Genomic DNA, 19,338 nt, shown 5'->3' with positions numbered 1-19,338 from the left:
ATATGATTTTAACAGTAAGGGGGTTAGTCCATGGACAAATTTAATACTAAACATTTGGCATTTTTAATAGCTGCTACATGTATAGTTTCGCTTAAAACGTATCCAGAGGTGTTTATACGAAATAGTGGTAGAGACTCCTGGGTAGCTATGATAGTTTGTTCTCTTATAATTTTGGCTTTCACACAATTTATATTCAGAACTAATAAAAAAGGACAAGAATTTAATATTTTTAAAATTTACGAAGATGTATACGGAGAAAAATTAGGAAGATTTTTAATAGTCTTATATGCTTTAACATTATTTATAACATTAGTAGAAAGCGCTTCAGTTGAAGCAAATGCAATGCAAATAAATATGCTACTTGAAACACCATCTTGGTACTTTATGATTTTTTTAGTATTTCCAGCTATTTATACTATAAGAAAAGATTTGGTTGCAGTAGTAACTGTAGCCTTGGTAGGAATTACTTTGATTACTATAGCTGGTATACACTTAGCATTTTTAACTACAAGATATAAATCAGCGAGGCTACTACTTCCGGTTTTTGATGATGGTTTAACCCTAGGCTTTTTTGTAACTATGATAAAGATATTAGGATTATATGGCAGTGTAGCTATTGTTTTTCCTTTTTTAACACAAGTAAAAGATAAAAGTAAGTTAGTACTACATGGGGCAATAGGTTTAATCTATGTCATTCAAATGCAAATAGTATCTATTACAGGTGCTATTTCAACCTTTGAAATAACTAGGCTATACGAAATGCCATACCCTAAACTTCTCCAAACACAAATGATAAGCTATGCCAGATTTTATGAATTTGGTGAGTTGTTTGTTATGCTGCAAATAGTAGGAGGATGGTTTTTAAAATATGTTATAACCTTTTATGCTTTGCTTTTAACCTTGAAGCACTTGGGTATAACTCATAAGTATAGAATATATTTATTAAGTGTAATAATTTATGCAATTGGATTTTGGTTAGTATCCGATTTAGACCTTTTATTTGATTTTCTTAATTACTATACATATATAAGCTTTGCAAACTTCTTTGTTATACCTTTAATTTCGTTTATTGTGTTTTCGATTAAAATTAAGGGTAAAACTAGTAAGAGCTATTAATTATTTTTATTAAATGAAGGGAGTATTTACATGAAAAGACAGCATTGGATTATATTATTAATAATTGCTTTAATTGTTGGGGGTATTTTCTTTTATAATAGGGGCATTAGAGGACGAGATCAGGTTGGAGAGCAACCAGGTCCAGGACAAGTACAAGATGGTGATACAGAGGAGCCGGATGTTAACGGAGAGGAGAGGTTATCTCTAAGTAACTATTTTTTAACGGAACCTGGCTTACGCTTAAGTTTTAGTGGGGAAGGTTATGCCCATGCGGATAGAATAACATGGGTAGCTCACACAAATAATAATATAGTTCAGCATATGGAACAATCAGCAGCTACAACAATAGCTAAGGTTTATGATATAAGCGATACAGAAATTGTTTTAATATTTGCTCAGGAAGAGGTTTATGACGAGGAAGACTATACGGAAGTAGGTCAGAGAAATAGAAGTAAATCAATTTTAAGAAGCCCTATAGAAGTAGGTAATACATGGGAAGACGATGAGATGACCTATGAAATAGAGGCTGTAGATGAACCCTTAACAGTGCCCTATGGAACATTTGAAACTATAAGGGTTAGGGAAAGAAATATAGATGGTGAAAGTGAGTCAGTTAATTATTACGCAGTAAGATATGGTTTAATAAAAAGCATTTTTACTGGAGAAAACTATGAGGTAATAATTCAGTTAGAGTCAGTAGAAGAATAAAAAATGTAGAAAAATAAAAGAAAAAGTATGAGAGGGCTATATATGTGTTTACAATATGTGTTAGAATACTTATAATAAAGGACATAGACTTTTTGGTGAAATAAAAGGAGAGATTTTGGATGAGCACTATTGTAAATTTTGACCAGGATAAAAAGACTAATCAGCGAGGTAAGGCATTTATAGTGGTTGGTTCAGCTGGATCTGGTAAAAATACACTAATTAAAAGAGCTTTAGATAAAGGTTTAAAAATAACATTTATACCATCTTTCACAACAAGACAAATGCGTGCAGGTGAAAGTATGGGAAATCCATACTACTTCACAGATATTGAAACATTTCAAAAAATGATAGATAATGATGAATTTTTGGAGTATGAAAAGGTCCATGGAAGGGATTTCTATGGAACTCATTTAAAGACTTATCAATACGCTGTTGAAAACGGATATCATATTATAACGGATCTAGATGTTAAGGGAGCCACAAAGGTTAAATCTATTTTTAAAGATGATGCTGTATTAATTTTTATTAAAGTACCAAATACAGAAACCTTAAAGGAAAGATTAATTCACCGTGGAGAAACAACTGAAGAAATAGAAAAACGTATGGAAAGAGTTGCCTTCGAGGAGGCTAAAAGTGGTGAATACGATTATATAATTCTTAACGATGATTTGAATAAGGCTTCAGGAGAATTTTGTGACGTAATAGAAAAATATACAGAAAAATAGGTTCTAAATTGTTTTTTATTTCATATATTATATTTAACAACAAAAATTAAAATGTTGGGGTGTATACACTTCAGCATTTTTAATTTTTTCAACTGTAAACTAGGTTATTCAAACATGGGGAACAGAGGTTGGCTGAAAAACAATTTAGGGGGAATTAAAAATGAAAGAAGAAAAAATGCAAGAAAGTTTTGTAGGACAGTGGGTTAATAACCAGAAAAAACTTGTTGAGTACTACCAAAATAATAGCTTATCTAGGTCATATATAGATATGTATAATAGTTGGTACGAATCTGTAAGTGATATTTATAAGAAGAATTATTCTAAGTTTGTTGAGAAGAATGATTATTTTGACATTAATAATACACTAGTAACGGCAGAAAAGGCATACAGCAATTTAAAGAGATTTTATGAAAACATTTTAGAAAATGTAAGCTATAAAGATATAAGTACGGAAAATATAAAAATGTTTCAAGAGAATACAGAAGAGTATATAAAATATCTATCTATAAACTTCATACCTTATTTACCAAAACCTATACAAGAAATTTTTGCTGAGGCATTACAAATACAAAGAATTTTTATAAAGGGTACAGAAGAATTATACCAGTCACTTTATAATAACAGTAAAGAACTACAAAGTATTGTATTTAAGAGTATGCTCGGGGATAAAGATGCTGCTTTTAAATATATGAATTACTGGAATGAGAATTGGAAAAAGTCTATTAAAACTATGATGGCTTTCCCAAAAGTAATAACAAATAATGAACTTTATGACATGCAAATAAAAAGCATAAACAATTATATTAGTTACAATAATAGTTTAATCGAATTTAATGAAAAATTACTTAAAGTTGGATATGACTGTATGGAAGAGACTATTGAAAAATATCAAAGTCTTATTGAAAAAGGATTACAGGATACCACCTTTGAAGACTTTTATACATTCTGGTGGAAACTAAATGAGAAAGCATATAAAGAATTATTTAACTCCAGTGAATTTATTGATTTAACTGATAAGGTAACTGAAGCAATAAATGAGTTTAAGTCAAATTATGAAAATATTATAGATATGCAATTGAATATGCAACCCTTTGCTACTAAGAAAGACCTAGAAGGGATTAAAGAAGTGATTGGAAAATCTAGAAAGAAATAAATTCAGCCTGTTTAATCAAAATTTTACAATAAAAATAAAGAGAAATATATGGGGCTGTCGGGAAATAATTAGCTAAAAAAACAAAAAAATTATAATTCAAAAAGGAAATCCTCCTGCAAATGTCGAATATACATTGTAGGAGGATTTTTGCACGAAAAAAAGATGGTATCTGACCCCCATCTTAATTTCGATTTGCTATTGCAACATTCGTGCAAAACAAAAAACATGTATAATTTTTATAACAAATTTTTTGAATTTGGGCAACTCCGAATTAATTATAATTTATACCAAATTGGTGTTCCATTAGATGATCCTGTACACGTAGTGAAACGTATTATGAAAGAGCTAGATTTCTCTAGTTTGTTAAATCAGTACAACAGATTGGGACGAAAAGGTTATAATAACCCCATCATGTTATTTTCTGTATTAGTCTATTCTGCTCTTAGCGGTGTAAGAGCAGTAGATAGAATTGTAGAGTTGTGTGCTAGAGACATTGCCTACATTTGGCTTGCTCAAGGCGAAAGGCCACAGCGCGATACTTTCTATGACTTCATCAATAACAAACTATCGAAGGACATTCTTAAGGATTTATATTATCAGTTCATGAGACGTCTCCAAAAGGAAGGTTTGGTCTCTCTTGAAGCTCTTTTTATAGATGGCACCAAAATCGAAGCAAATGCTAGTCGTTACACTTTTGTTTGGCGTGGTAGTCTAAATTACCACCTTGTAGTGCTACTATATGCTATTGAGAATGGCTACCACCTCGCTTGTTTTTTCAATTCAATTTTAACATAATATTTATTGATTAACGATAAATATCTATTATTAAATTAATTATTATATTATTATCGATATTTTCCATACCAATAAATATGAAAGGTAAATATGAAAGAGAAATTTTGATTTATACAGAAATACTCTCCTAATGATAATAGGATGAGTATTCATAATGGGAGGCTAAATAGAAATAAATAAATAAAAACAAAACTAAAGAGAAACCTAAAATGGTTTCTCTTTGTTTTGATTATAGGTTTTTTATTAAGGCATCTGCGAATTCAGAAGTTTTAAGTTCTGTAGCTCCATCCATCATTCTTGCGAAATCATAAGTTACGGTTTTATTAGCTATAGTTTTTTCTATAGAGCTAATTATTAAATCTGCTGCTTCGTTCCAGCCAAGATGTCTAAGCATCATTTCAGCTGATAATATTACCGAAGAAGGGTTAACCTTATCTAAACCTGCATATTTAGGAGCGGTACCATGAGTAGCTTCAAAAATTGCATGACCTGTCATATAATTAATGTTTGCTCCAGGTGCTATACCAATTCCACCTACCTGAGCTGCTAAGGCATCTGATATATAGTCACCATTTAAATTCATAGTAGCAACTACATCAAATTCATCTGGTCTAGTTAATATTTGTTGTAAAAATATATCTGCAATAGAGTCTTTTACAATAATTTTCCCAGAAGCCTCCTCTTGTTTTTGTGCTGCATCTGCTGCAGCTGTTCCTTCAGCATCTTTAATTTGATCATATTGGTTCCAAGTAAAGGTCTTATCGGCAAATTCAGTTTCAGCTAATTCATAGCCCCACTTCTTAAATCCGCCTTCAGTAAACTTCATAATATTACCCTTATGAACTAGAGTAACACTTTTTCTATTTTCAGTAATTGCATATTCAATGGCAGCTCTAATTAGACGTTTACTTCCTTCTTCAGAAATTGGTTTAATACCAATAGCTGAAGTTTCTGGGAATCTAATTTTCTTAACTCCCATTTCATTTTGAAGAAAGCCTATTACTTTTTTAACTTCATCAGTTCCTTTAGCATATTCAATTCCTGCATAGATATCTTCAGTATTTTCTCTAAAAACAACGATATCTGTCAATTCAGGACGTCTAACCGGGGAAGGAACCCCAGGAAAATATCTAACTGGTCTTAAACATACGTATAGGTCTAATTCTTGTCTAAATGCAACATTTAAAGATCTAATACCCTCTCCGATAGGAGTAGTAAGAGGCCCTTTAATAGCAATTATATTTTCTCTAACTGCTTCTAAAGTCTCTTCAGGAAGCCAATCTCCTGTTTGGTTAAATGCCTTTTCGCCCGCAAGTATTTCCTTCCATGCTATAGATTTAGTTCCAGCGTATGCTTTATCCACAGCTGCATCTATAACTCTTACAGAAGCTGCCCAAATATCTGGACCTGTACCGTCACCTTCAATAAAAGGAATTATTGGATGATTAGGAACATTTAATTTTCCATCTACTACAGTAATTTTTTCTGGATTACTCATAACTAACCCTCCAATCCTTGTTTAGTGTAATTTAATTTACCACCTGCAAGTAAAATATCAACGTCTCTTGAAGAACCATTGAATTTAACTTCAAAAGTTATATCTTTAGTTTTGTTATATACTTTAATATTTTTACCTTCTTTTAATGAAGTAACCAAGTCATTAATTACTAACTCATCCATTTGATCTTGTCCGTCATAATCCTTCTCATTAACAAGCTCTAAAGGTACAATACCGCTATTAATTAGGTTTGCCTTATGAATTCTTGCAAAGGTTTTAGTTATAACTACTTTAATTCCTAGGTGAAGTGGTGCTAAAGCAGCATGCTCACGGCTTGAGCCTTGACCATAATTGTCAGCCCCTAGAATTATACCACCATTATTTTCTTCACATCTTTTCCAGAAGTTTTCATCTATAGTACTGAAACAGAACTTAGAAAGATGAGGGATATTTGATCTAAATGGTAGTAATGCTGCATTTGATGGCATAATATCATCTGTAGTTATATTATCCCCAGTTTTTAAAACAATTTTACCCTCAACTGTATCTGTTAATGGTCCATTGATAGGGAATGGTTTAATGTTTGGTCCCATTTTAACAACAGATTTTTTACCTTCTTCAGAAGGGAAGATAAAGTAGTTTTTATCAGTATAATATTTTTCTGGCTCTTCTATTTTAATATCAATATTAGTATCTAAAGTTCTTGGGTCAACCATAGTACCTTTAATAGCAGCAATAGCAGCAAGCTCTGGACTAGCTAAATATACACTTGCACTATTAGTTCCACTTCTACCGTAGAAGTTTCTATTAAATGTTCTTAAGGAAACTGCATCAGTAGCTGGAGCTTGGCCCATACCTATACAAGGACCACAGGCACATTCAAGTATTCTTGCTCCGGCTTGTATCATGTCTCCTAAAGCTCCGTTGTCAGCAAGCATTTGAAGGATATTACTTGAACCTGGAGATATTCCTAGACTTACATCAGGATGAACTTTATTACCTTTTAATATAGCTGCAACCTTCATTAAATCGTTATATGAGGAGTTAGTACAACTTCCAATTAAAACCTGGTCTACTTTAGTACCCTCAAGTTGAACAATTGAATCAACTGCATCAGGACTATGAGGTTTAGCTAAAAGCGGTGGAATATCTGATAGATCTATTTCAATTACTTCATCATATACTGCATCATTGTCTGCCTTTAATTCCTGCCAAGCATCTTCGCGGCCTTGAGCCTTTAAAAATTCATATGTTGATTTGTCACTAGGGAAAATTGAAGTAGTTGCCCCTAGCTCTGCACCCATATTAGTTATTGTAGCTCTATCTGTAACAGAAAGTGATTCAACACCTTCTCCAGAGTATTCAATAATTTTGCCTACTCCGCCCTTTACTGTAAGCTTTTGTAGAACATAAAGGATAACATCTTTTGCTGATACCCATTTGTTAAGCTTACCAGATAATTTAATATTAACGATTTTAGGTACCTTTACAAAGTAGCTACCACTTGCCATACCAATTGCAACGTCAAGTCCACCAGTTCCGATGGCAATCATACCGATACCACCGCCGGTAGGGGTATGACTATCAGAGCCTATAAGGGTAGCTCCGGGTTTTCCGAAATTTTCCAAATGAAGTTGATGACAAATTCCATTCCCAGGCTTGGAGTAAACGATACCATATTTTGCAGCAGCAGTTTTAATGAATTCATGATCATCAGCATTTTCGAACCCTGCTTGAAGCGTATTATGGTCAACGTAGGCAACAGAAATATCAGTTTTTATCTCATCAATATTCATTGCTTCTAATTGAAGATAAACCATAGTACCAGTAGAGTCTTGAGTTAATGTTTGATCAACTTTAATCTCGATTTCTTCACCGGTTTTAAGATTTCCAGACAGAAGGTGGTTTTCAAGTATTTTGTAGGTTAAGCTTTTTCCACTCATATTATCAAGCTCCTTTAATATATTTTTAATTTTAAAATAAATTTAAATATTCAGTATATTTCGGACGGATTTTGGCTATTGTACAAATAGTAGATAGGGGCTACCCGTGTTTATATTATACCATAACAAAAACATTTATGTATTATTATACTGTTTATGTTCGTGTCAGTCAAGAAAATACAAGTTAAGAAACTAATAAATTACTTGACATTGTTTAAAATATAATTATATAATTTTCTTTGATAATAAAAATTAAATTAACTATAATACTATGATAGGGAAAGTAGTAAAAAGTCCGTTGACTACAGAGAGATAATCCTAGGTTGAGAGATTATTGTAACGTTTTTTATGAATATCACCCTTGAGTTTAAGAACTGAAAAAAAGTAAGTTCTTACGTTATAACATGCGTTAACTGTTTTAAGTGGCACATTTTGTGCAAAAAGGGTGGTACCGCGATTATTTCGTCCCTAAAGTAATTATTTGCTTTAGGGACTTTTTATATTTAAAAATTTAAAAAATGAAAGGATGAATATAATGGATGGATTTAAATCCTTATCAAATTTACCTGTAGCTGAACGGGAAAATGCAATAGGAGAAAAGTGGAATAAAAATAATATACTTGAAAAAAGTATTGAAAATCGTGAAGGAAAAGAGCAATTTGTATTCTATGAAGGACCTCCTACAGCAAATGGAAGACCTGGAATTCATCATGTTATTTCTAGAACATTAAAGGACTCTGTTTGCCGTTATAAGACGATGAAGGGGTACCAGGTTAAAAGAAAGGCTGGTTGGGATACTCATGGTCTTCCAGTTGAAATTGAAGTAGAAAAGCAATTAAAGCTGGCAAGCAAGTTAGATATCGAAAACTACGGTATAGCTGCATTTAATGACAGATGTAGAGAATCTGTATTTACTTATGAAAAGCAATGGAGAGAAATGACAGAAAGAATGGGTTACTCTATAGATTTAGATAATCCATATATTACATTAGATAACGACTATATCGAATCAGTTTGGTGGATATTAGATAAGTTCTTTAAAGAAGGATATATTTATGAGGGTCATAAAATTCTTCCTTACTGCCCTAGATGTGGAACTGGTTTAGCATCCCATGAGGTTTCTCAAGGATATAAGGAAATTAAGACCAATACAGTAATTGTTCCTTTTAAAAGAAAGGATGCGGATGAGTATTTCCTAGTTTGGACAACTACTCCTTGGACATTAGCATCGAACGTTGCTTTAGCAGTTCATCCGGAAGTAACATATGTAAAAGTTAAATTAGAAGACGGAAAAGTATATATTCTAGCAAAAGATTTAGCTAAAAAAGTTGTTGGTGAAGAATTTGAAGTTTTAGAGGAATTAAAAGGAAAAGACTTAGAGTATGTTGAGTATGAGCAATTAATGCCATTCGTTACTCCAGATAAAAAAGCCTTCTTTGTAACAAATGCTGAATTTGTTACTACAGGAGATGGTACGGGTATAGTTCATATGGCCCCAGCCTTTGGTGAGGATGATTACCAAGTTGGAAGAAGATATGACTTACCAGTACTTCAACCTGTAAATGAAGAAGGAAAATATACTGCTACTCCATGGGAAGGTCGTTTTGTAATTGATAGCGATGTAGATATTATCAAATGGTTACACGGAGAAGGAAAACTATTTAAAAAGGAAAAAATGGACCATAACTATCCACATTGTTGGAGATGTTCTACTCCACTTTTATATTACGGAAAACCAAGCTGGTATATTGAAATGACTAAACTTAAAGACAAGCTTATAGAAAACAACAATACGGTAAACTGGTATCCAGATTATGTGGGTGAAAAAAGATTTGGAAACTGGCTAGACAACTTAAACGATTGGGCTATTTCTAGAAGTAGATATTGGGGAACTCCATTGAATGTTTGGAGATGTGACTGCGGCCATACCCAATCAGTAGGATCTAGAAAAGAATTAATCGAAAAGGCTGTTGATAAATTAGATGAAACTGTAGAGCTGCATAGACCATATGTAGATGATATTAAAATAAAATGTGATACTTGTGAAGGTGTTATGACAAGAGTTACAGATGTTATTGACTGTTGGTTTGATAGTGGGGCAATGCCTTTTGCACAACATCATTATCCATTTGAAAATAAGGATAGTTTCGATAAATTATTCCCTGCGGATTTTATTTGTGAAGGTATTGACCAAACAAGAGGATGGTTCTATTCCTTATTAGCTATTTCAACATTTGTTATGGGTAAATCACCATACAAAAACGTATTAGTGAATGATTTAATTTTAGATAAAGACGGAAGAAAAATGTCTAAATCTAAAGGAAACACTGTAGATCCATTTGAGTTATTTGATAAATATGGGGCAGATGCTTTAAGATGGTATTTATTATACGTATCACCAGCATGGACACCTACAAAATTTGATATAGAGGGATTAAAGGAAGTACAAAGTAAGTTCTTTACAACCCTACAAAATGTATATACATTCTTTACTATGTACGCAAATACAGATAATATTGATCCAAATAGCTTCTTTATTCCATTTAATGAAAGACCAGAGCTTGATCAATGGATTTTATCTAAGTACAATAGCTTATTAGTTGAAGTAGAAAAAGAATTAAATATATTCGATTTAACAAAGGCAGTTAGAAAGATACAAGACTTTGTTAATGAAGACTTATCTAACTGGTATATTAGAAGGGCTAGAAGAAGATTCTGGGCTTCAGATTTAACGGATGATAAAAAGTCTGTATACAACACAACCTATGAAGTACTAGTAGGAGTTACTAAATTAGTTGCACCATTTGCTCCATTTATATCTGATGATTTATTCCAAAAGCTAACAGGAGAAGAATCAGTTCATTTAGCTGATTATCCTGAAGCCAATAGGGAGTTAATCAAAGCTGAAATAGAGGAAAGAATGGATTTAGTAAGGGATCTTGTAGGATTAGGAAGGGCCGCTAGAGCTCAGTCTAAAATTAAAGTTAGACAGCCACTTAAAAAAATCCTTATTGATGGAAAATATGAGGAGTTAATATCAGATTTAGTACCTTTAATTCAAGAGGAATTAAATATTAAAGAAGTATACTTCGAAAAAGATTTAAAAGACTTTATGGATTTCAGTTTAAAACCAAACTTTAAGGTAGCTGGTTCTATATTAGGAAGTAAAATAAAGCTTCTTGGAAATGCTTTAAATCAACTAGATGCTTCTGAAGTAGTACCTAAGCTAGAGGCAGGAGAAACTATAGAAGTTGAATTAGATAGTGAGAAAATACAAGTTCAAAAAGACTATGTAATGATTTCAATTTCTGCTAAGGAAGGCTTTATGGTAGAAATGGAAAATAACCTGTTTGTTATATTAGATACTACTTTAACAGAGGAATTAGTAAACGAAGGCTTTGCTAGGGAGTTTGTGTCTAAAGTACAACAAATGAGAAAAAGTAGTGGATTTGAAGTAACCGACCAAATCAAAATTGCTTTCAATGGTGATGAAGAGGTTACGAGGGCAGTTAATGAATACAAAGATTATATAATGCAAGAAACATTAGCCGTATCTATAGATAGTGTTCAAGTTGCTGAGCTAGAACAACAAAACTTAAATGAGCATATGACTGGCATTAAAGTAGAGAAAATATAAATAAAAAATAGACTCATGACTTTTAAAGATATAATATAGGGATAGATAGTTAAATTTAAACTGTCTATCCTATTTTTATGCCAAGTAATCAGAAAATCTAATGGAGTGGTAGTTAAGAGGGTTTTAAAAAAGATGTCTTAGGGGTATATTCCATGTGCTGAAAAAAGGTTGGTATTTATATTTTCAAATTATCTTTCTTTTATGAGTACATGGAATTAGTAATGAATAAAAAAGGAGAGACGATATGAGAAATATAAGGATGGAAGAGTCGGTGGAAGAGAGTCAATTACAGCTTCTGGAGGAGCTGGATTATATTAAACTTTTACAAAATATGAGCACTGAACTCATATGGGAAAATAATATTCAAATACTGTTTGAAAAAATTATGGATATAGCAATACAAATAATGAAATCGGATTTTTCCAGTATACATATGCTACACGAGGATAATGACAAACTTGAACTATTAGCTTTCAGAGGATTTAATGAAAAAGCAGCTAAGTTTTGGGAGTATGTATATATTGAGGATGCTAGATCTTTCTGTGGGGAGTCCTTACGAAGAGGAGGACGTATTATTGTACCAAATGTTAATGAATGTGAGTTTATAAAGGGTTCAGAAGATTTAGATATATACCTTAACACGGGTATTAATTCCGTACAGTCCACACCATTATATTCACGCAGCGGTAAGATGTTAGGCATGATATCTACTCATTGGAGAAAACCTCATCAGCCTTCAGACCGTGAATTGAGACTATTTGATTTACTAGCAAGGCAGGCAGCAGACTTAATCCAGCAAAAAAAATCTGAGGAAAAATTGCGTGAGAGTGAAAAAAGGTACAGAGAACTATTTGAGTTTACAAGTGATGGTTTTTTCTTAGGAAAAGTTATTTATGATCAAGAGAACAAACCTATTGACTATAGTTACTTAGCAGTAAATCCAACATTTGAGACAATCACTGGATTAAAACGAGAAGATATTGTGGGTAAGAGTAGCCTCGAACTTTGGAGTTCTAATAGAATTAATGTTATTGAAGATTTTAATTTAGTCGCAACAACGGGTATTCCAACTTCTTTCGAGAGGCACTTTGAACCGCTTGATAGTTATTTTCTATTTAAGGTTTTTTCACCTAAATCAGGGCTATTTGCCTGCCTTATTCAGGATATTACGGAACGAAAGAAAGCTGAAAATAAAATGAAATGGGAAAAAGACAAAGCAGAAATTCTTTATGAAGTTACAGATAAGCTTCTTGCAAGCACTAATCCTCAAGAAATAATTGATGAGCTTTGTATAAAGGTTATGAAATTCCTTAAGTGTGATGTATACATTAATTATTTAATCGACGAGGTTTATGGAAAACTTTTTATTAATTCATGTTCGGGGATACCTGAAGAGACTATTAGAGATATGCAATGGCTTGACTTTGAAACTGCTATTTGTGGTTGTGTTGCAAGCACTGGTAAGAGAATAATTGCAGAAAACATTCAAATATCCACCGATAGCAGATTAGATATTGCAAGGTCCTTTGGATTAAAGGCTCAAGTATGTCACCCATTGATGTGTCGAAATAAAGTAATAGGAACTCTATCCTTTGGTACAAGATTAAAAGGTATTTTTAATGAAGACGAAATAGCTTTATTGAAAGATGTTTCTGAGCATGTTTCAATTGCTTTGAGTCGAATAAGAACAGAGCAAATGTTGAGAAGGCAGCAGGAAATGTTAATACAGGCTGAGAGTGAGAAAAGAGAAGCTCTAGAAAAAGCCATGGATATGAAGGATGAATTTCTTTCCTTAGTATCTCACGAATTAAGAACTCCTATAAATGTAATCAATACAGCAGTTCAGGCCCTTAACTCTATCTACGCCGATGAAATGTCTGATAAAGTTAAGAAATATATAAGAATAATTAGACAGAACACCTTTAGACAATTAAGACTTGTAAATAACCTTCTTGATATTACTAGAGCGAATGCAGGGCTTATTAACATTAATAAAAACAATATAGATATAGTATTTCTTACAAAAGCAATTACTGAATCCGTATATCAATTTGCCAACCAAAAGGGAGTAGAATTGACATTTGTAACATCCGTTGATCAGGAGATAATAGGAATAGATGAAGAAAAATATGAGCGAATAATCTTAAACTTGCTATCTAATGCTATTAAGTTTACACCTAAGGGAAAGGCAGTAAAGGTAAGTGTACATTCTTCAATAGACAATATAAAGGTTGATATAGAAGATGAGGGAGTAGGTATTCCAGAAAGTAAGTTGGAGTTAATCTTCGAGCGTTTTGGACAAGTAGACAATTCCTTATCAAGACAGGCTGAAGGGGCAGGTATTGGGTTATCTCTAGTTAAAAATTTTGTAGAAGCATTAGATGGAAGTATAGCTGTGAAAAGCAAATTGGGTGTGGGCAGTACCTTTACCATGCTACTACCTAATAAGCAAGTAATAGAGGAAAGACATGAGAAACAAATGATAGATTTATTAGATAATCGACTTGTGCATGTTACGAATGTAGAATTTTCTGACATATACTTATAAGAGATAGTCGTATTAAAATATATATAGTAAAACTAGAAAGTAAGAATTATAAAGTATATGGATGTTTACTTCTATATTTACTAATAATTGACAACTACTAGGTCTACATATATACTGTTTGTATATATTGGGTACGGTAGTTGTTTTTCTGTATATAACTACAATTTGAATAATATTATATATTAGTAGGGGGGACTTAATATGGTAATGGAAATGATAACATTGACAATTGATAATGTAAAAACAGAAGTGCCGAAGAATTACACAGTGTTAGAAGCCGCAAAAACTGTAAATATAGATATTCCAACTCTTTGCTATTTAAAGGGAATAAATGAGGTAGGGGCCTGTCGTGTCTGTCTAGTGGAAGTTCAGGGTTTTAAATCCCTTCAAACTGCTTGTGTTCTACCAGTTCAAGAGGGAATGGTTGTTAGAACAAATACACAAAACTTAAGACAAACTAGAAGAGAAGTATTGGAGTTAGCATTAGCTAGTCATAATAGAGATTGTCTAACTTGTAATAGAAATACAAAGTGTGAGCTGCAGAACTTAGTGGAAGAACTAGACATCAAAGATGTGACATTTGAAAATAGAATGACTACAAGTATTATAGATGATAAATCAGAAGCTGTTGTTAGGGATAAAAGCAAATGTATTTTATGTGGAAGATGTGTAAATGTTTGTAGGGATGTTCAAAAGGTAGGTATACTTGATTTTACAAATAGAGGGATTAAAACTGAGGTTTCAACTGCATTTAATAAAAATTTAAATGAAACCCCATGTATTTACTGTGGTCAATGTATTGTTGCCTGTCCAGTCGGTGCATTAACAGAAAAGGAAGATATAGATAGGGTTTGGGCAGCTATTGAAGATCCTGAGGTACACGTGGTAGTTCAAACGGCCCCGGCTGTTAGAGCAGCTTTAGGTGAGGAGTTTGGATTACCTATAGGAACTAGAGTAACAGGGAAAATGGTTGCTGCTTTAAAAAGACTTGGATTTGATAAAGTGTTTGATACTAATTATGCAGCGGATTTAACTATTATGGAAGAAGGCCATGAGTTTTTAAATAGGCTTGAAAACAATGGAACTCTTCCAATGATTACTTCCTGTTCTCCTGGGTGGGTAAGATATTGTGAGTATAACTATCCTGACTTTCTTGAAAATCTATCAACCTGTAAGTCTCCACACCAAATGATGGGTGCTATAGTTAAGTCATATTATGCAGAAAAAAACAATATAGATCCTAGTAAAATATTTGTAGTATCTATTATGCCATGTACTGCTAAGAAGGCAGAATCTAATAGACCTGAGCTTCAAATTCATGGTTTAAAAGATGTAGATGCAGTTTTAACTACTAGAGAGCTTGCAAAAATGATTAAACAGTCCAGATTAAACTTCTTAAAATTAGAGGATGAGAATTTCGACATAGATTTAGGTGAATATAGTGGGGCTGGAGTAATTTTTGGTTCTACTGGTGGGGTAATGGAGGCTGCCTTAAGAACTTTAGTAGATGTACTAGGTACAGATGTTGAGAAATTAGAGTTTACAGAGGTTAGAGGTATAGAGGGTATCAAGGAAGCAGAGATAAATCTAGGTGGTAAAGATGTAAAAGTAGCAGTTGCTCATGGTACTGGTAATGCATCAAATCTGTTAGAAATGATTCGTTCAGGAAAAAAAGAATACCATTTTATTGAGATAATGGGATGTAGCGGTGGCTGTGTTACTGGCGGTGGTCAACCACATATAAGCGCTCAGGAAAAAATGGATAAGGATATAAGGGTGCTAAGAGCAAAGGCCTTATATGAGGAAGATCAGTTAAAACTATTCAGAAAATCCCATGAAAACCCTTTAATAAAAAAACTGTACGAGGATTATTTAGATAAGCCGAATAGTCATAAGGCCCATGATCTATTACATACTCATTATAGTTCAAGGGAAAAGTATGCTATTAAGGGAGAAGTAAAAATTTAGAAAATTCAAAAAACTCTTTCTGAACTTTAAAAGATTTGATATTATATTAAAAATCAACTAAATGAATCAGGTAGATAAAAATCTACCTGATTTTTTAAATAGGGAGGGAAAGAGAATGCAAAAAACTAAGCTACTGGATACTACTTTAAGAGATGGAGAGCAAACTGCAGGTGTGGTATTTTCAAAGGGAGAAAAGATTTACATTGCACAGATGTTAAATGAAGTAGGAATTGAACAAATTGAAGTTGGAATACCTGCGATGGGCAATGAAGAGAAAGATACAATTAAGGAAATAGTTAAGAAGAATTTATCAGCTAGCTTAATTGGTTGGAATAGAGGGAAAATTGAAGATATTCAGCATTCTATTGATTGTGGTCTGAATGCAGTGGCTATTTCAATCCCAACCTCAGATATACACATTAAGCACAAACTAAAGTCAAATAGAGAAAAAGTAATCCATATGATGATAACTGTTTTAGAGTACTCAAAAAAAGAGGGCTTGTATGTTTCTATAAATGCAGAAGATGCCTCTAGGACAGATGATTTGTTTCTATTAGAATTTTTTAAAGTAGCGGAACAATTAGGTGCGAATAGGGTAAGGATAAGTGATACATTAGGGATACTAAACCCGATAGATACTTTTAATAAAGTTAAATACTTCAAAGAAAATTTAAATATAGAAGTAGAGGTACATGCACATAACGATCTTGGAATGGCTACAGCTAATGCTATAGCAGGGGCCATGGCAGGGGCAGATTATTTAAGTGTAACTGTTAATGGTCTAGGAGAAAGGGCTGGAAATGCAGCTTTGGAAGAAGTTATTATGGCTTTGAAATACTCAGTAGGTGTTGATACGGATTATGATATGAGAAGATGTAAGGAGTTATGCGAATATGTTGCAATGGCAAGTAATAGATATATTCCAGATTGGAAAGCTATTACTGGAGAAAAAATATTTTGGCATGAGTCAGGTATACATGTGGATGGGATATTAAAAAATCCACTCACCTATGAGTTTATGAATTTTGAAGATTTAGGTTTAAAGAGAGGGATAATACTGGGAAAGCACACAGGAACTTCAGCAATAAAATATAAATTACAAGAGTTAACGAATGAAGTAGTAGATGATATTAGTTTGAGAAAAGTCCTAGAATTATTAAAAAGCAAGGCTATTTTTCTAAAACGAGCATTAAGTGATGAAGAATTATTAGATATTTATCAAAAATTATAAAAAATTATAAAAATAATTTTATAGAGTTTAATAGGTGAACCCTTTCTCAAATCTAGCTTATAGAGAGAATGGGTTTTTTTATGGAAAATTAAATTGAAAAAATATTCTGAAAATTGTTGCGCAAAACATAAGTCTGTGCTATATTATTAAAATAACGAACTATAAATTAAAAATATTAAACATAGTTCGCATTAATACGAACTATAAACAACTAAAAACATCGACATAGTTCAGTTATTTTAAAATCTATAATTTAAATATTAAATTTAAAGAAGGGGGTTTTTATTATGAGACAAATAGCTATTTATGGTAAGGGTGGTATTGGAAAGTCAACAACTACACAAAATCTTACATCAGCTCTAGGGGAGATGGGAAAGAAAATTATGATAGTTGGTTGTGATCCAAAGGCGGATTCTACTAGATTACTTTTAGGGGGTCTGTGTCAACAGACAGTTTTAGATACTTTAAGAGAGGAAGGAGAAGATGTTGAATTAGATGATATCTTAAAACCTGGGTTTGCGGATATTATGTGTGTAGAGTCTGGTGGCCCTGAACCAGGGGTAGGTTGTGCAGGTAGAGGGATTATTACTTCAATCAACTTATTAGAAAGTTTAGGAGCATATGAAGCAGACCTTGATTATGTTTTTTATGATGTATTAGGAGACGTTGTATGTGGTGGGTTTGCGATGCCTATACGTGAAGGAAAGGCACAGGAAATATATATAGTTGCCAGTGGTGAGCTAATGGCCCTATATGCTGCAAACAATATAGCAAAAGGTATTCAAAAATATGCTAAAACTGGAGGAACAAGACTAGGGGGAATTATCTGCAATAGTCGTAAAGTAGATAACGAACTTGAATTACTTCAAGCCTTTGCTAATGAATTAGGTACTCAACTTATTTACTTTGTTCCTAGAGATAATTTAGTACAAAGAGCTGAGATAAATAAGAAAACTGTTATCGATTATGATCCTACATCAGGCCAAGCAGATGAGTATAGAAATTTAGCGAGAGCTATAGATCAAAACAAAATGTTCGTCGTTCCAAAACCTATGGAACAAGACAGATTAGAAGAGTTAATGATAACCCATGGAATATTAGGGTAAGTGAGAATTCAAAAATTCTAAAAAACATTTTGTGGAAGCTACGCCTAACTAACACAAAAGAACTTTGAATTCTCACCCTTAATACTAACATAAAGTTACATTCTAATCAAATATTTGATTATTTAATAAAAGTTTAATTAATAGGTTTAATCGATTATTAAAAGGAGGAGTACGGAATGAAAATGATTAGAGCGATTGTTAGACCTGAAAAAACAGTTGAAATTCTCAAAGAGTTAAATGATGGAGGATTTCCTGCTGTCACTAAAATAGATGTAGTTGGACGTGGAAAGCAAAGAGGAATAAAAGTTGGGGATGTCTACTACGATGAAATCCCAAAGGAGCTATTAATGCTAGTAGTTGAAGATTTATATAAGGATGATGTTATAGATATTATAAAACGAGTTGGTAAAACTGGTCAAAAGGGTGCTTTTGGAGATGGGAAGATATTTGTGACAGAGGTACTAGAAGCTTATACCGTAAGTAGTGGAGACAAGAAGCTATAAGGGGGTTAAGGATATGAAGGAAATTATGGCAATTATTAGGATGAACATGGTAAATAGAACTAAAGAGGCTATTGCAAAAGAAGGTTATCCTGGCATTACCTGTCGCAGGGTATTTGGTCGTGGCAAGAAAAAACTAGAAGATACCTTAACTGAGGAGATCCTACAGGGTGAAGTGGAGGTTTGTCATATTCTAGGTGAAACATTATCTGAAAACCATAGGTTATTACCTAAACGGCTAATAACCTTAATGGTTAAGGATGCGGATGTAAGTAGAATTGTTGAAACAATTATAGACGTAAATCAAACTGGAAACTTTGGTGATGGAAAAATATTTGTACTTCCTTTGGATGAGGTTATAAGAATTAGAACAGGGGAATTAGGAGAGGAAGCTATATAGAAGGGAGAGA

At 32.8% G+C, this 19,338-nt stretch carries 13 protein-coding genes, 1 pseudogene and 1 other annotated feature; of the genes and pseudogenes, 12 read left to right on the top strand and 2 right to left on the bottom strand.

Annotated elements, in window-relative coordinates; all coding sequences use genetic code 11:
* Positions 1 to 30: 30 nt before the first annotated feature.
* From HZR23_RS02405 to HZR23_RS02385, 5 genes and pseudogenes are all read left to right on the top strand, one after another.
* Complete coding sequence (locus HZR23_RS02405; RefSeq protein WP_132847963.1) at positions 31 to 1,116, top strand: GerAB/ArcD/ProY family transporter; 1,086 nt, start codon at positions 31 to 33, stop codon at positions 1,114 to 1,116.
* 30 nt (positions 1,117 to 1,146) lie between these two features.
* Positions 1,147 to 1,824, top strand: coding sequence for a hypothetical protein (locus HZR23_RS02400; protein ID WP_132847962.1), 678 nt, complete (start codon positions 1,147 to 1,149; stop codon positions 1,822 to 1,824).
* Between the two features lie 119 nt (positions 1,825 to 1,943).
* A complete protein-coding gene (gmk, locus tag HZR23_RS02395) occupies positions 1,944 to 2,549 on the top strand; it encodes a guanylate kinase (protein ID WP_132847961.1) in 606 nt (201 codons plus the stop codon).
* A gap of 160 nt (positions 2,550 to 2,709) precedes the next feature.
* Positions 2,710 to 3,702 carry a poly(R)-hydroxyalkanoic acid synthase subunit PhaE gene (locus HZR23_RS02390; protein ID WP_132847960.1) on the top strand — a complete coding sequence of 331 codons (993 nt, stop codon included), beginning with the start codon at positions 2,710 to 2,712 and terminating at the stop codon, positions 3,700 to 3,702.
* Positions 3,703 to 3,864: 162 nt separating this feature from the next.
* Positions 3,865 to 4,287: pseudogene (locus HZR23_RS02385) on the top strand (transposase); the annotation flags it as partial.
* A gap of 439 nt (positions 4,288 to 4,726) precedes the next feature.
* On the opposite strand, the gene icd reads toward HZR23_RS02385, so the two are convergent.
* Together icd and HZR23_RS02375 are read right to left on the bottom strand one after the other, a co-directional pair.
* A complete protein-coding gene (gene icd, locus HZR23_RS02380) occupies positions 4,727 to 5,995 on the bottom strand; it encodes an NADP-dependent isocitrate dehydrogenase (RefSeq protein ID WP_132847958.1) in 1,269 nt (422 codons plus the stop codon).
* A gap of 2 nt (positions 5,996 to 5,997) precedes the next feature.
* Positions 5,998 to 7,938, bottom strand: a complete 1,941-nt coding sequence (locus HZR23_RS02375) for an aconitate hydratase (protein WP_132847957.1) — start codon at positions 7,936 to 7,938, stop codon at positions 5,998 to 6,000.
* Positions 7,939 to 8,200: 262 nt separating this feature from the next.
* Positions 8,201 to 8,411: a binding site (T-box leader), on the top strand.
* A gap of 62 nt (positions 8,412 to 8,473) precedes the next feature.
* On the opposite strand from HZR23_RS02375, the gene ileS reads away from it, so the two are divergent.
* The 7 genes from ileS to HZR23_RS02340 all read left to right on the top strand — a co-directional run bounded on the left by ileS (position 8,474) and on the right by HZR23_RS02340 (position 19,328).
* A complete protein-coding gene (gene ileS, locus HZR23_RS02370; RefSeq protein WP_132847956.1) occupies positions 8,474 to 11,575 on the top strand; it encodes an isoleucine--tRNA ligase in 3,102 nt (1,033 codons plus the stop codon).
* Positions 11,576 to 11,819: 244 nt separating this feature from the next.
* Positions 11,820 to 14,123 carry a sensor histidine kinase gene (locus HZR23_RS02365; RefSeq protein WP_132847955.1) on the top strand — a complete coding sequence of 768 codons (2,304 nt, stop codon included), beginning with the start codon at positions 11,820 to 11,822 and terminating at the stop codon, positions 14,121 to 14,123.
* A gap of 201 nt (positions 14,124 to 14,324) precedes the next feature.
* A complete protein-coding gene (locus HZR23_RS02360) occupies positions 14,325 to 16,091 on the top strand; it encodes an NADH-dependent [FeFe] hydrogenase, group A6 (protein ID WP_330571394.1) in 1,767 nt (588 codons plus the stop codon).
* A gap of 115 nt (positions 16,092 to 16,206) precedes the next feature.
* Entirely contained in the window at positions 16,207 to 17,322 is a 1,116-nt protein-coding gene (gene nifV / locus HZR23_RS02355) for a homocitrate synthase (RefSeq protein ID WP_132847954.1), read from the top strand.
* 287 nt (positions 17,323 to 17,609) lie between these two features.
* Positions 17,610 to 18,428: a nitrogenase iron protein gene (nifH, locus tag HZR23_RS02350; protein WP_132847953.1), complete on the top strand. Its 819-nt coding sequence runs from the start codon at positions 17,610 to 17,612 to the stop codon at positions 18,426 to 18,428.
* 176 nt (positions 18,429 to 18,604) lie between these two features.
* Positions 18,605 to 18,931 carry a P-II family nitrogen regulator gene (locus HZR23_RS02345; RefSeq protein WP_132847952.1) on the top strand — a complete coding sequence of 109 codons (327 nt, stop codon included), beginning with the start codon at positions 18,605 to 18,607 and terminating at the stop codon, positions 18,929 to 18,931.
* A 13-nt stretch (positions 18,932 to 18,944) separates the two neighbouring features.
* Positions 18,945 to 19,328 carry a P-II family nitrogen regulator gene (locus HZR23_RS02340; RefSeq protein ID WP_132847951.1) on the top strand — a complete coding sequence of 128 codons (384 nt, stop codon included), beginning with the start codon at positions 18,945 to 18,947 and terminating at the stop codon, positions 19,326 to 19,328.
* Positions 19,329 to 19,338: the final 10 nt, after the last annotated feature.

The sequence above is a fragment of the Serpentinicella alkaliphila genome (assembly GCF_018141405.1).
In the GTDB taxonomy this organism is placed as follows: Bacteria; Bacillota; Clostridia; order Peptostreptococcales; family Natronincolaceae; genus Serpentinicella; species Serpentinicella alkaliphila.
Note: the sequence above shows the minus strand (reverse complement) of the source record. Positions and strands in the feature narration are given on the sequence as shown.